This is a genomic window from Gallaecimonas aegicerasi, from assembly GCF_045291545.1.
Taxonomy (GTDB): Bacteria; Pseudomonadota; Gammaproteobacteria; order Enterobacterales; family Gallaecimonadaceae; genus Gallaecimonas.
In genome coordinates, this window is the sequence record NZ_CP149514.1 from 2595307 (window position 1) to 2608345 (window position 13039).

Sequence of the window (13039 nt, forward strand, 5' to 3'; positions counted from 1 at the left end):
TTACCGGCGCAGGCCACTGACTTCTTTGCCTTCCACCCAGAGCTGGCGCAGTGGCCGCACCCCGAACTGGTAGCAAAGTTCGGCAGGTTCGCTGATATCCCATAGTGCCAGGTCGGCTTTTTTACCCACGGCCAAACTGCCGATCTCAGCCTCCAGGCCCAACGCTTTGGCGCCGTTTAAGGTAACGCCCAGCAAGGCTTCATCGGGGGTCAGGCGGAACAGCGTGCAGGCCATGTTCAGCATCAGCAGCAGGGAACTCAGCGGCGAGGTGCCGGGGTTTAGGTCGGTAGCAATGGCCATGGGTACGCCATATTGGCGCAACAGTGCGATAGGCGGCAGCTTGGTTTCACGCAGGAAGTAAAAAGCTCCGGGCAGCAATACCGCGGTGGTACCACTGGCTTTGATGGCCTTGATACCGGCTTCGTCCAGGTATTCGAGGTGGTCCACCGACAGGGCCTGATACTGAGCCGCCATGGCCGACCCACCCAGGTTCGACAGCTGCTCGGCGTGCAGTTTTACCGGCAGGCCATGGGCCCTGGCGGCATCAAACACCTTACGGGTTTGCGCCAGTGAAAAGCCTACGCCTTCACAAAAGGCATCCACGGCGTCGGCCAGCCCTGCCCTGGCTATGGCCGGTAGCATCTCGCTGCATACCCGATCGATATAGGCGTCCGGGTCGTCCTGATATTCTGCCGGCACCGCATGAGCGCCAAGAAAAGTGGTGCGAATACGCTGCGGCATGTGTTCACCCAACAGCCGCGCCACTTCCAGGCATTTTTGTTCGCTGGCCAGCTCCAGCCCATAACCGGACTTGATTTCTACCGTGGTCACACCTTCATCCAGCAGCGCCCGCAAGCGGGCGCGGCCACTGTGATACAGCTGCTCGGCGCTTTCCTCGCGGGTGGCGCGCACTGTGCTCATGATGCCGCCACCGGCACGGGCGATGTCTTCATAGCTGGCGCCTTCAAGGCGCAGGGCAAACTCGCGGGCACGGCTGCCGCCGTACACCAGGTGGGTATGGCAATCGACAAAACCCGGTAACAGCCAGCCACCCTGGCCGTCGATGACCGGCAGCAGTGGGTCCAGCGCCGGTAATTCCGTTTGTTTACCAAGCCAGGCAATGCGGCCATCACTGACCGCCAGCGCCGCCGCCGGCAGGTGCCCAGCTGGCCCCATGGTGGCCAGATTGACGTTAACAATGACCCAATCCCAGTTCGCCGACATCACTTCCTCACAGCTTGTATATACAACCTGACTGTGCCACATTGTCGCCATGTGCAACAAGCCCTTTTCTGCCATGAGCAAGTTTGAACCTATTCGCCGCTGGCTGCTCGACAGCATTGATGACGGCGACCTCAGCCCCGGCGATGCAGTACCCTCGGAAAACCAGCTGGCCGAGCAATTTGGTGTGTCGCGGATGACCGCCCGGCGGGCCCTGAGTGAGCTGGTCGCCTCCGGCATGCTGGAACGGCGCCAGGGCCAGGGCACCTTTGTGGCAGAGCTCAAGGCGCAGAGTGCGCTACTAACCATTCGTAATATTGCTGATGAGATCAGCGAACGCGGCGGCCAGCATCAGGCGCGGGTACTGAGCCTGGGCACCCAGCCTTGCCCGGCCGATGTGGCAAGGCTACTGGCCGTTCCGGTGGCCAGCTGCATTGGCCTGTCACGCATTCTGCACAGCGACGGTGATGCTCCACTGCAACTGGAGCTGCGTTACGTCAATCTGGCGCTGGTGCCAGATTACCTGGCCCAGGATTTCAGCCGCCATACACCTCATGAATATTTAAGTGCCGTCGCACCGCTGACCGCTGCTCACCACTGGGTAGAAGCGGTAGCCGCTGACGACAGCCACGCCAAACACCTGCAGGTTGCGCCAAACAGCCCGCTACTGAAACTGACCCGGCTGACCCGCGCCCGCCAGGGCATTGTCAGCCTGGCTCGTCTTTATCATCCCAGCCACTACCGGCTGGGGGGCCAAGTGCCCATGACGTTGGGGGAGACCTTATGAACCGTTTAGATGAAAGCCGCCATATTCGCGCCCCGCACGGCAGCCAGTTGCGCTGCAAAAGCTGGCTGACCGAAGCCGCTCTGCGGATGCTGATGAACAACCTGGACCCGGACGTTGCCGAACACCCGCAAGCGCTGGTGGTGTACGGCGGCATCGGCCGCGCCGCCCGCAACTGGGAGTGTTTCGACAAGATCGTTGAGGTGCTGCAGCGCCTGGAAGACGACGAAACCCTGCTGGTGCAGTCCGGCAAGCCGGTAGGCGTATTCAAAACCCACAGCGACGCGCCGCGGGTGCTGATTGCCAACTCCAACCTGGTGCCCCATTGGGCCAACTGGGAACACTTCAACGAGTTGGATAAAAAAGGCCTGATGATGTACGGCCAGATGACCGCCGGCTCGTGGATTTACATCGGCTCACAAGGCATTGTGCAAGGCACCTACGAAACCTTCGTGGCCGTTGCCAAGCAGCACTTCGCTGGCGATGCCAGCGGTAAGTGGGTACTGACTGGTGGCCTCGGCGGTATGGGTGGTGCCCAGCCGCTGGCAGCCACCATGGCGGGTTTTTCCATGCTGGCCGTGGAATGCGATGAAAGCCGTATCGATTTTCGTCTGCGTACCCGCTACGTCGACAAAAAAGCCACCAGCCTGGACGACGCCCTGGCCATGATTGAGGCCGCCAAGACCGCCGGTGAAGCGGTGTCGGTAGGTCTGCTGGGTAACGCCGCTGATGTCTTCAGTGAGCTGGTGGCCCGTGGTATCACCCCGGATGTGGTCACCGACCAGACCTCCGCCCACGACCCGCTCAATGGCTACCTGCCGCAAGGCTGGACTCTGGCCCAGGCCGCCCAGATGCGGCAAAAAGACGAAGCGGCAGTGGTTAAAGCAGCCAAGCAATCCATGGCGGTGCAGGTTAAAGCCATGCTGGCGCTGCAAGCCAACGGCGCGGCCACCCTCGATTATGGCAACAACATTCGCCAGATGGCCTTTGAAGAAGGCGTCGCCAACGCTTTTGACTTCCCCGGTTTTGTGCCGGCTTACATTCGCCCGCTGTTCTGTCAGGGTATTGGCCCGTTCCGTTGGGCGGCGCTCAGTGGTGACCCGCAAGACATCTACAAAACCGACGCCAAGGTTAAAGAGCTGATCCCGGATGACCCGCACCTGCACAACTGGCTGGACATGGCCCGCGAGCGCATCAGCTTCCAGGGCCTGCCGGCACGCATTTGCTGGGTGGGTTTGAAAGACCGTGCCCGCCTCGCCAAAGCCTTTAACGACATGGTTAAAAGTGGTGAGCTGAGCGCGCCGGTAGTGATTGGCCGTGACCACCTCGACAGCGGCTCCGTAGCCAGCCCGAACCGTGAAACCGAAGCGATGATGGACGGCTCTGACGCCGTGTCTGACTGGCCGCTGCTCAATGCTTTATTGAACACTGCCGGTGGCGCCACCTGGGTATCACTGCACCACGGCGGCGGCGTTGGCATGGGCTTTAGCCAGCACGCCGGGGTGGTGATTGTGGCAGACGGCACCGAGGCCGCTGAAAAACGCCTCGGCCGGGTGCTCTGGAATGACCCAGGCACCGGCGTGATGCGCCATGCCGATGCCGGTTACGACATTGCCAAAGACTGCGCCCGTGAACAGGGCCTGGATCTGCCAATGCTGGAGAACAACTGATGTTTAAGCTCGTTCTGACCCCCGGCCAACTCAGCCTGGCCACCTTGCGGCAAGTGGCGCGCGGCCCGGTGCAGGTAAGCCTGGCCGACAGTGCCTGGCCGGCCATTGACGCCAGCGCCGCCCAGGTACAAAAAGTCATCGAAGAAGACCGTACTGTCTATGGCATCAACACCGGTTTTGGCTTGCTGGCCAATACCCGCATTGCCCGCCACGAGCTCGAAGAGCTGCAACGGCGCATTGTGCTGTCGCACGCGGCCGGCATTGGCGAGCTGATGAGCGAAGACACCGTACGGCTGTTGATGGTGTTGAAACTCAACTCCCTGGCTCGCGGCTACTCCGGCATTCGCCGGCAGGTACTGGAAGGCTTAATGGCGCTGATCAACGCCGAGGTTTACCCCTGTATCCCGAAAAAGGGTTCCGTGGGCGCTTCCGGTGATCTGGCGCCGCTGTCGCACATGGTCTGCCCGCTAATAGGCGAAGGCGAGGTGTTGCACAAGGGCGAAAAACTCAGCGCCCGCGACGGCCTGAAACTCGCCGGCATGCAGCCACTGACCCTGGCCGCCAAAGAAGGCCTGGCGCTGCTGAACGGCACCCAGGCGTCCACCGCTTTTGCCCTGCAAGGACTGTTTGCCGCCGAAGATCTGTTTGTGGCTGGCGCCGTGGTTGGCGCCACCAGTGTTGAAGCCGCGCTCGGTTCACGGCGCCCCTTCGACCCCCGCATCCATGCCGTGCGCGGGCAACAAGGGCAAATCGATGCCGCCGCTCTGTATCGCCACTTGCTGGGGGCGACCTCCGAAGTGGGCGCATCACATGCCAACTGTGACAAAGTGCAAGACCCTTATAGCCTGCGCTGCCAACCACAGGTAATGGGCGCCTGCCTGACCCAGATCCGTCAGGCCGCCGAGGTGCTGCATGCCGAAGCCAACGGCGTTACCGACAACCCGCTGGTCTTTGCCGAGGATGACGACATCATCAGCGGCGGTAATTTCCACGCCGAGCCGGTGGCCATGGCCGCCGATAACCTGGCGCTGGCGATCAGTGAAATCGGCGCCCTATCAGAGCGGCGGATGGCACTGCTGATCGACAAGCACTTGTCTGGCCTGCCAGCCTTTTTGGTCAACAACGGTGGGGTGAATTCGGGCTTTATGATTGCCCAGGTGACTGCCGCCGCACTGGCTTCTGAAAACAAATCGCTGGCGCACCCGGCGTCGGTCGACAGCCTGCCTACCAGCGCCAACCAGGAAGACCATGTGTCTATGGCTACCTTCGCGGCCCGGCGGCTGGCCGACATGGCCGCCAATACCCGTGGCGTGCTGGCCGTGGAATACCTGGCAAGCTGCCAGGGCCTGGATTTCCGGGCGCCGTTAAAGGCAGCCCCGGCCATCGAAAGTGCCAAGGCAACGTTGCGTGCTCAGGTACCGTTTTACGACCAGGACCGCTACATGGCGGCAGATATCGAAGCGGCCGACCAACTGCTGGCCAGTGCCGTATTAAACCCCTTGGCCCCCAACGGGTTACTACCCAGCCTCTAAAAACAACAGGCCCCGAAGGGGGCCTTTTGCATATTGCCAGGCAGTGGCATTATCAAAGCGCTGTGGAGGCTTGCCATGTTGCTGCTGTTTATTGCCAATATCCTGATCATCACCGCCATTTTGTTTGTGGTGGCGGTGATACTGAACCTACCCCGGGAGCCGAAAAAACTGCTGCTGGCGGCTACGGTATCCACCTTACTGACCCTGTTGACAGACCTACCGGTTATCGGCCCGTTTTTGCCATTTTTGGGGCTATATATGGTGCTGGTAGGCCCTTCTTATGAATCCCATCAGGGTATGCTGAAACTGTGCATTATCACCGGCATTATTCACTTTCTGATCAACGCGTTGTTGTTAAGCCCTATGCTTAGCCGCTAAAACCGCCGGGGGTTATTTGCTATGGTGTGCCCTGGCGAGTTGAGGCGAACAAATCATGACCTATCCCATCGGCACTCCCGGGCAACCCTGGGGTGAAACAGAAAAAGCGCAATGGCTGGCCAAACAGACTATTCAGCGCAGCTACCAGCAAGAAGTAGTGGACGCCATTACCGCCTTGCCGGCAGCACTGGCGCGTGTGCAGTATGGCGAACTCAGCTATACCCCTGGCCGCTACCCGTTACTGGCACTGCAAACCCCCAACTGGCAGCCCGATAAGCCGTTGGTGCTTATCACCGGTGGTATCCACGGTTATGAAACCAGTGGCGTGCAAGGTGCTCTACAGTTTGCCCGCGAGCACGCTCTGGACTACGCCAAGTCGTTTAATTTGCTGATGGTGCCTTGTGTCAGCCCGTGGGGTTATGAGGTGATTAACCGCTGGAACCCCAAGGCACTGGACCCAAACCGCTCCTTCTTTGCCGACAGCCCGGCAGAAGAATCGGCGGCCTTGATGGCTTTGGTCGCCGCCCAGTCGCAGCCTTTTTTAGCGCACATTGATCTGCACGAAACCACCGACAGCGATGAAAGCGAGTTTCGCCCGGCCCTGGCAGCCCGAGACGGTAAGGTATTTGAGCCCGGTATCGTGCCGGATGGTTTTTATGTGGTGGATAACAGCGCGCAGCCGCAACCGGCCTTTCAACAAGCCATTATTGCCGCGGTAGCCAAAGTCACACATATTGCCCCGGCCGACAGCGATGGCCAGATCATCGGCTCACCGGTGGTGCAGCCCGGCGTGATTGCCTACCCGCTGAAAACGCTGGGCCTGTGTGCCAGCGTCACTGGCGCCCCTTACACCTGCACTACTGAAGTTTACCCGGATAGCCCCAGCGCCACCGCCGCGGTTTGTAACCAGGCGCAGGTGGCCGCACTCTGTGGTGCCCTGGCGTACTTGCAGCAGCACCGGTAGCACCTCAGTGGCCATTTTTTTGCAGGATCAGGCCCTTGTCGATGGCGTCCTGTAACTGCTGGTAAAGGTTACCGCTGTCGAGTAGGTTAGCTGGGGCCAGCTCCAGTGCCTGCAATGACACCCAGCTGCTTTGGCCAGTTTCATCCAGCTGGCGGTTGGCCTGGGCCAAGCTAAAGCGCAGCACTTCCTGCAAGACGCTGACCGGCAGCATGGTGTGGCGCTGGCGCAAAGTGGGGAACCAGTTGAACGCCACCGCGATGCGATCCTCACTGAGCCCCAGGTCGTGCGTAAAACGGCGGGTCAGTTCCGCCAGTTGCTCAAATAGCGTTTGCAGCTGTGGCGATGTCCACTCCAGTACCAGCAACAGGTGCTGATCCTGTAGCTGTGCCAGTTGCAGGCAGTGGCCACAGCGCTGTTCAATGCGCCGGCAATATTCCCGCAGCAGCTGGCCACTTTCATGGGTACCAGCCAGCCTGGGCAGCAAGCGGATAAACAGCGGGTTGAGGCTCAGCAGTAATAACGGCGCCGGCTCGCTGCCACCACGCTCCCAGGCTAAATTGTAGGCTTGCTGTACCTTTTCCAGCTGCGGCCCCAGCGCATCGGCCAGGCCATGGCTGTTAACCAGCCCGGACAATGAATGGCGAGTCAGCCGCTGGCTTTTTTCCGCCAGTGTCTGACGCAGCGCCTGGCGCCGTAACCACAGCCACAGGCTGAGCAGTAACACCGCCAGTAACAGGGCGCCCAGGGCTACCACCACCCAGTGCCAGAGCGTCAGGTTCTGCTCCAGCAGTAATCGTTGCCGCTCACTGTGGCGCAGCCGGTCAGCCTGGTTGACCTGTTCGGTCAAACGCTTGATGGCCTGACGGCCGTCCTTGAGGTCATCGTTGTCGAGCTTTTCCCGTAGCGCCATAGCCTGGCGTAATTGCGCCGCTTCGGCGGGGCTATCCCCCAACTGTTGATATAAGTCGGCCAACCGCTCATGGGCTTTTTGCCGCTCCCGCCAGGAGGAAATGTCGTCCCGCTTGGCAAACAGACTCAGGGCTTCATTCAGGTCGGCAATGCCCAGTTGCGTGGTACTGGCCAGCTCTGCACGCATACTGAGCGCCGTACCCAGATAAAAACTGACCTTGTTTTTGCGGTAGATCGCAATGGCCCGGTTCAGGTTTTGCAGCGCCTGCGCCTGCTTATCGGGCATGCTCTGATAGAGGCTGGCAATATTGAGCAGCACTTTTGCCTGTGACAGCAGGCGGTGCTGCTTGCGATACCAATCCAGTGCATGAAACGACGCCACCAGCGCCAGATCATGCTCGCCGCTTTGTTCATAGACCACAGAGATACCGACCATCAGATCCGGGATCTGCCGCTCAGCAGGGATTTTTTCGGCCAGTGTCAGTGCTTGCTGCAAGAACCGCAGCGCTTTGTCGTAGGCGTGGTTAACACGGAAGATACGCCCCTTGGTGGCCAGAATTTTCAGCTGTAACTGGTCATCCGGCTGGCGTAACAAACGCAGTGAAGCTTCATCCAGATAATTGAGTGCACTGACCATTTCATCACGCCGGTAGGCCAGCTGCCCAAGCCGAAACAATGCCCGCGCCTGCGCCTTGGCGACCTGGCGTTGTTCCGCCTGGTTGAGAGCAAGCTGGAAGTACTGTTCGGCCTGCTCAAAGCGCCCCAGATACTGGTTCAGTGAGCCTTGTTCTATCCAGATATCCATTTGTACCGGTAGCGCCTGCACACTATGCAGGCCACTGACGGCGCTGGCGGCTTCTTTGAGTGTTTGTAATGACTGCTGATACTGGCGCTTTACCCGGCTTTCAATGTTCGCCTTGATATACAGCACTTCACCCAGAACCAAAGGTTGCTTGCCTGCCCGCGCTTCAACCAAGGCCGGAGCTACCAACTGGGTTAATTGCTGGCGATACTGAGGGTCAGCGTTATGGGCCATGGCATAACGCAAATCATCAACCGCCGAGGCTGACGCCAGCCAGGGCAGTAGCAGTAACCCCCAGATGTATTTCATAGCCCTTGCCCGTTGTTGAGGAAAAAGCCTGCCAGATACAACACCCCGGCTTCAGATAACAGCAAAGCCAGAACGGCCATCAAAGACAGATAAGCAATAACCCACAGTGGCCGCCGGTTTTTCAGCGTCGGCATTAACCGATAACGCCAGCCCCACCACAGCCCAGCCAGCATTGCCGTACCCAGGGTTTTTGTGGCCAGCAATTTGCCGGCCTGGGTACTGAGATCCCACAACTGATGAACATTGGCGGCATTGAGCCAGCTCAAGGCAATGCCAGAGCCGGCCATCAGCAAAAAGAGTGGCCAACTGGCCCGCTCAAAGGCCATGGCAAAGTCAGCCAGTGGCTGCCATTCGCCACGGCGCAGCGCCTGTGGCAATAGCACCAATAATGACAGCAACACCGCGCCAGCCAGTAAAATCGTGCCAAGCAGGTGCAGGCTGAGTATGTAGTAATACATGGCGTTAACATCCTTTTGCTGGCATGTTAGCCCTCAGCAACGGCAGCCGCAATTGAGAAGCTTATGAAAATCCTTACTTTTATTCTGGGATTATTGTTATGTGCACCAGCACTGGCCGGTGACAAGCAGGCTATCAGCCAATTGCTGGCTGGCCAGGCCGCAGCCTGGAACCGGGGCGATCTGAATGCCTTTATGGCCCCCTATTGGCACAGCAAACAATTACGTTTTGCCTCTGGCGGCACAGTCACTTATGGCTGGCAGGCAACACTGGACCATTATCGTGCCCGCTACCAGGACCGCAAGGCCATGGGGCAACTGGTTTTTCAGGTACGCGATATCAAGCTACTGGGCCAGCATGCACTGGTGTTCGGGCACTGGCAGCTTAATAGAGAAAAGGACCAGCCCCAGGGCCTGTTCACCCTGTTGCTGGCCAAAAGGAAGAATGGGAAATGGCAAATAGTGGCGGACCATACTTCGTCCGCCCACTGACACTTACTGTTTGCGGGTGACCGTGCCGGAACCTAAGATCCGCGGGCTGACCTCCGGCGAACCGATGTATTCAATATTACCGCTGCCGGCAATATCGATGCTCAGTTTGTCGCTGGCGCTCAGCTGCACTTTACCGCTGCCGGCAATGTCGACATCCGCACGACGGCTTTTCAGGCCAAAGGCATGCAGGCTGCCACTGCCAGCAATATCCAGGCTAAGGCGATCTACCTTGCCGCTGTTGATGGTCACGGAGCCAGAGCCAGCCACGTCTGCATCCAGGTGCTGATACTGGGCACTGTTCATGGTGACGTTACCTGAACCGGCCATATCCAGTTTCAGGTGCTCACCGCTAAAGTCACCCACATTGACGCTACCGCTGCCAGCCGCCGACAGTTTTTCCAGCTGTTTGAGGTGAATGTGAATAACAATGGGCTTGCTGGGGCGAAGGTCGTAGCCGCGTTTACTACGCACAGACAATTCATCACCACTGACTTTCACGACGATATAAGGCATCAGGTTTTTTTCCGCCTCGATGCGCATATCTCCGCTGCCATTATCAATGGTCACTTGCGCGGGCAATGCAATTTCAACCTCATCGACGTCGCTGGACACCGCATGCTCAACGGTGGTGACGTCGCCGTTTCCTTTCACGTCATCACTGCCCCACCAGGCAAAAGCACTGAAGTGAGCGCTGAGCAAAAGTAAACCGGCCGTGGCCAGTACCAGATGTTTCGGTTTCATCGTGTTGTCTCCTAGACAGTGTTACCAACAAAATAGCAACCCTCGTGCCAAAGAGTTAACTCAATGAATTTTATTGATTATTTTATATATGCCGAGTATTCAAGGAAGCTTTTGTGGTGTGATTAACCAGATTGCTGCGAACTTCGCCACCTTAGAATCGTGGCGAAGCTCATCAAGCGTCGGCTGGTAATATGGCGGGCATGGGGTCGGTTACCCGGCGTGCTTGCCACCAGGCCAAGACCGCAAACAGCGTCAGCAGGGCAGCAAGCGGTAATGCTGTTTGCTGTGGGATCAGGCTAGACAGCCCCGCTGCCGCACCGGCTACCAGGTTCTGCAGCCCGCCCAACAAGGCGCCAGCCGTACCGGCTCCGTGCTGGCAATCCCGCAGTGCACCGCTGGTAGCCACCGGCCCAATTACACCTGCGGCCAGGAAATATAAAGTAATGGGTAGTAGTAACGCCCAGGCTGATAACGGCAGTAACCAGGCCAGCAGCAGCTGCAACAATGCCGCAATCAGCAGCAAGCTGGTGCCCAGTTGCAGCAAGCGACGATGGCGCCAGCGGTGTGCCAGCAGCGCGGCCAGCAACGAGCCACCGACATAAGCCGGCAGTGGCGAGACATACAGCCAGCTGACCAGCCAGGCTGGCAAGCCCAGGCGTTCGCCCAGCAACACACCGGCCACCGCTTCAAACACCACCACGCCGGAAAAAACAGCCAGCAGTGGCCACAGGTGGTGGCGAAATGCAGGGTTTTGCCAGGTTTGACGATACGTCAGCCACAGGGCGCCATGCGAGCCTTCACTGGCGGCTTTGGTCTCGGCAAAGCAATACGTCTGCAACAGCAGTACTGCCGCTCCCAGCAACAGCAATGCCAGGTAGCAGGCCCGCCAATCAAACAGCGACACCAAGGCACCACCAATGACCGGCGCCAGCATCGGAGACAACACCAGCGCCATGCCCATCAAGCCGTTGACCTGTGTCAGCATCGGCCCCTGGTAGCGGTCTCGCGGCACAGTACGCACCATCACCCCCGCCACGCCAGCACCGCTGCCTTGCACAAAAGCACCCGTTACCAGCAGCGCGAAACTCGGCGCCTGCCAGGACAATGCCGCCCCCGCCATAAACACCACCAGACCAGTCAGGATCACTGGCCGGCGACCAAGACGGTCAGACAATGGCCCATAAACAAACTGAGACACGCCATACATGGCCAGGTAAACCGCCATCAGCAATTGTGTACGCCCTGGAGTAACCCCAAAGGCCTCAGCAATGGCACCCTGACCAGGCACAAATAACGTCTGTGACATCTGACCAACCGCAGCCAGAGCCACCATCAGCAACAAAAAAAGTTGCATAGAAGGCGAACGCATAACGCCACCAAAAAAGTATGAAATAAAAGGGAAAAGCAACCAGTGTCAGCAACCTCTGACGGCGCGCAATTTAACAGTAGAAAATGACAAAGTCAGGAGGCCTGAAGGCGGTTATCAGAACGTAAAAAACGTAAAGTTGTAAATTAATCTTGACGCTGTAAGCGGGCCCAGAAAAAGCCGTCAGTGTCGCCCGCCAATGGACTGATGGTGGCACTGTCGAGCAGCTTGAAACGCCCTTGACTACGGGCCAGAAACGCCTCGACTTGTTGCAGATTTTCTTCCGGCAATACTGAGCAGGTGCCATACACCAGCTCTCCGCCAACTTTCACCATACGGCTATAGCTGTCGAGGATCTGCGCCTGCGTCTGGCACAGGCTGCGTACATCATCGGCTTGCAGTTGCCACTTGCTGTCAGGGTTTCGCCGTAATACACCTGTGCCGGAGCAAGGCACATCCAGCAACAGTCGATCGGCTTTGCCTTTCAGCCGTTTTATGGTCGTCGCCCCCTCAATAACCCGGGTTTCCAGATTGTGTACACCAGCCCGGCGAGCACGCTTTTTCAGCGCCTGTAACTTGCCCGGTACAATATCCAGCGCCAGCAGTCGGCCCTTGTTGTGCATTTGCGCGGCCAGGGCCAGAGTTTTACCACCGGCTCCCGCGCAAGCATCGATCACCGTCATGCCCGGCTGCGCCGCTACCACCGCCGCCAGTTGCTGCGAGCCTATGTCTTGCTGCTCAAACAGCCCCTGATGAAAGGCCTGGCTGCGAAACACCGGCGCAAAATGCGGCAATAGCAGGGCGTTATCAGCCAACAGCTGGCTATCAATACCTTCACGGGCCAATTGCTGGCGCAAGGCGGCGCCCTCTGTTTTCAGGGTGTTGGCGCGTAAATGTTGCCGGGGAGGCCGGTTCAACGCTTCTGCCAAAGCGGGGCCAAGGCGTGCGTATAGCCAGTCAGGGTAACTGTGCCAAACAGCCGGTTGCGCCTGTAGCTGCGCCAGCCGCTGCGGCGCTGGTTTGGTACGAGGCAGTGCCAGTTGGGGCTTCTCACAATAGGCCCACAGAGCCAGCATTTGCTGTAGGTCGACTGGCCGTGCAGGCCACTCCAGGCCGGCCAAGGCTGCGTAGCGGCGAGCATAGCGCACCAGGTGCTGGGCGCCCGGAATGGCAATACCCGCCTCTGTGGCAAAATCTGCCCGATTCAGTGCCTTGTCCAGCGGGTGCCCGTCAATCAGCACTGCCGCCAACACCTTGATCAGTTCCTGTTCAACCATAAAACCCCCGCCCTAAGGCCGGGCATGCTAGGGCAAAGCAGCCGGGCCTACAAGTCAGGCATGCCAGTAGCGAATATGCCCGGCCGCTCCCGACGCAGTGCCAACACAACAAAAAGCCCGCGAAAAGCGGGCTTTTTAC

General features: G+C 58.9%; 12 protein-coding genes. 6 read left to right on the forward strand and 6 right to left on the reverse strand.

Annotation, left to right across the window (positions count from 1 at the left end):
• On the reverse strand, positions 1-1224 hold the full coding sequence (gene hutI, locus WDB70_RS12765; RefSeq protein ID WP_406664928.1) for an imidazolonepropionase: 1224 nt from the start codon (positions 1222-1224) through the stop codon (positions 1-3).
• A 73-nt stretch (positions 1225-1297) separates the two neighbouring features.
• Between hutI and WDB70_RS12770 the strand changes: the two genes are divergently transcribed.
• From WDB70_RS12770 to WDB70_RS12790, 5 genes are all read left to right on the forward strand, one after another.
• Positions 1298-2008 (forward strand): UTRA domain-containing protein, encoded by a 711-nt coding sequence (locus tag WDB70_RS12770; RefSeq protein ID WP_406664930.1) that lies wholly within the window; start codon positions 1298-1300, stop codon positions 2006-2008.
• Positions 2005-3675 carry a urocanate hydratase gene (gene hutU, locus WDB70_RS12775; RefSeq protein WP_406664932.1) on the forward strand — a complete coding sequence of 557 codons (1671 nt, stop codon included), beginning with the start codon at positions 2005-2007 and terminating at the stop codon, positions 3673-3675. Before WDB70_RS12770 ends, hutU begins: the two co-directional genes overlap by 4 nt.
• Positions 3675-5207 (forward strand): histidine ammonia-lyase, encoded by a 1533-nt coding sequence (gene hutH, locus WDB70_RS12780; protein WP_406664934.1) that lies wholly within the window; start codon positions 3675-3677, stop codon positions 5205-5207. The genes hutU and hutH overlap by 1 nt, the downstream gene beginning before the upstream one ends.
• A 75-nt stretch (positions 5208-5282) precedes the next feature.
• Positions 5283-5585 (forward strand): hypothetical protein, encoded by a 303-nt coding sequence (locus WDB70_RS12785; RefSeq protein ID WP_406664936.1) that lies wholly within the window; start codon positions 5283-5285, stop codon positions 5583-5585.
• A gap of 55 nt (positions 5586-5640) precedes the next feature.
• Positions 5641-6549, forward strand: coding sequence for a M14 family metallocarboxypeptidase (locus tag WDB70_RS12790; protein WP_406664938.1), 909 nt, complete (start codon positions 5641-5643; stop codon positions 6547-6549).
• 4 nt (positions 6550-6553) lie between these two features.
• Here WDB70_RS12790 and WDB70_RS12795 read toward each other — a convergent pair whose 3' ends face one another.
• Together WDB70_RS12795 and WDB70_RS12800 are read right to left on the reverse strand one after the other, a co-directional pair.
• Complete coding sequence (locus WDB70_RS12795; RefSeq protein WP_406664940.1) at positions 6554-8569, reverse strand: hypothetical protein; 2016 nt, start codon at positions 8567-8569, stop codon at positions 6554-6556.
• A complete protein-coding gene (locus tag WDB70_RS12800) occupies positions 8566-9027 on the reverse strand; it encodes a CopD family protein (protein WP_406664942.1) in 462 nt (153 codons plus the stop codon). Before WDB70_RS12800 ends, WDB70_RS12795 begins: the two co-directional genes overlap by 4 nt.
• Positions 9028-9090: 63 nt before the next feature.
• On the opposite strand from WDB70_RS12800, the gene WDB70_RS12805 reads away from it, so the two are divergent.
• Positions 9091-9516, forward strand: a complete 426-nt coding sequence (locus WDB70_RS12805) for a YybH family protein (RefSeq protein ID WP_406664944.1) — start codon at positions 9091-9093, stop codon at positions 9514-9516.
• Positions 9517-9519: 3 nt separating this feature from the next.
• Here WDB70_RS12805 and WDB70_RS12810 read toward each other — a convergent pair whose 3' ends face one another.
• From WDB70_RS12810 to WDB70_RS12820, 3 genes are all read right to left on the reverse strand, one after another.
• Positions 9520-10257 (reverse strand): head GIN domain-containing protein, encoded by a 738-nt coding sequence (locus WDB70_RS12810; protein WP_406664946.1) that lies wholly within the window; start codon positions 10255-10257, stop codon positions 9520-9522.
• A gap of 172 nt (positions 10258-10429) precedes the next feature.
• Positions 10430-11611: an MFS transporter gene (locus WDB70_RS12815; RefSeq protein ID WP_406664948.1), complete on the reverse strand. Its 1182-nt coding sequence runs from the start codon at positions 11609-11611 to the stop codon at positions 10430-10432.
• A 158-nt stretch (positions 11612-11769) separates the two neighbouring features.
• On the reverse strand, positions 11770-12900 hold the full coding sequence (locus tag WDB70_RS12820; RefSeq protein ID WP_406664950.1) for an RsmB/NOP family class I SAM-dependent RNA methyltransferase: 1131 nt from the start codon (positions 12898-12900) through the stop codon (positions 11770-11772).
• Positions 12901-13039 lie beyond the last annotated feature (139 nt).

Coding starts and splice junctions, on each gene's coding strand:
- hutI (WP_406664928.1), bottom strand. CDS start 1,224: ATGTCGGCGAACTGGGATTGGGTCATTGTTAACGTCAATCTGGCCACC.
- WDB70_RS12770 (WP_406664930.1), top strand. CDS start 1,298: ATGAGCAAGTTTGAACCTATTCGCCGCTGGCTGCTCGACAGCATTGAT.
- hutU (WP_406664932.1), top strand. CDS start 2,005: ATGAACCGTTTAGATGAAAGCCGCCATATTCGCGCCCCGCACGGCAGC.
- hutH (WP_406664934.1), top strand. CDS start 3,675: ATGTTTAAGCTCGTTCTGACCCCCGGCCAACTCAGCCTGGCCACCTTG.
- WDB70_RS12785 (WP_406664936.1), top strand. CDS start 5,283: ATGTTGCTGCTGTTTATTGCCAATATCCTGATCATCACCGCCATTTTG.
- WDB70_RS12790 (WP_406664938.1), top strand. CDS start 5,641: ATGACCTATCCCATCGGCACTCCCGGGCAACCCTGGGGTGAAACAGAA.
- WDB70_RS12795 (WP_406664940.1), bottom strand. CDS start 8,569: ATGAAATACATCTGGGGGTTACTGCTACTGCCCTGGCTGGCGTCAGCC.
- WDB70_RS12800 (WP_406664942.1), bottom strand. CDS start 9,027: ATGTATTACTACATACTCAGCCTGCACCTGCTTGGCACGATTTTACTG.
- WDB70_RS12805 (WP_406664944.1), top strand. CDS start 9,091: ATGAAAATCCTTACTTTTATTCTGGGATTATTGTTATGTGCACCAGCA.
- WDB70_RS12810 (WP_406664946.1), bottom strand. CDS start 10,257: ATGAAACCGAAACATCTGGTACTGGCCACGGCCGGTTTACTTTTGCTC.
- WDB70_RS12815 (WP_406664948.1), bottom strand. CDS start 11,611: ATGCAACTTTTTTTGTTGCTGATGGTGGCTCTGGCTGCGGTTGGTCAG.
- WDB70_RS12820 (WP_406664950.1), bottom strand. CDS start 12,900: ATGGTTGAACAGGAACTGATCAAGGTGTTGGCGGCAGTGCTGATTGAC.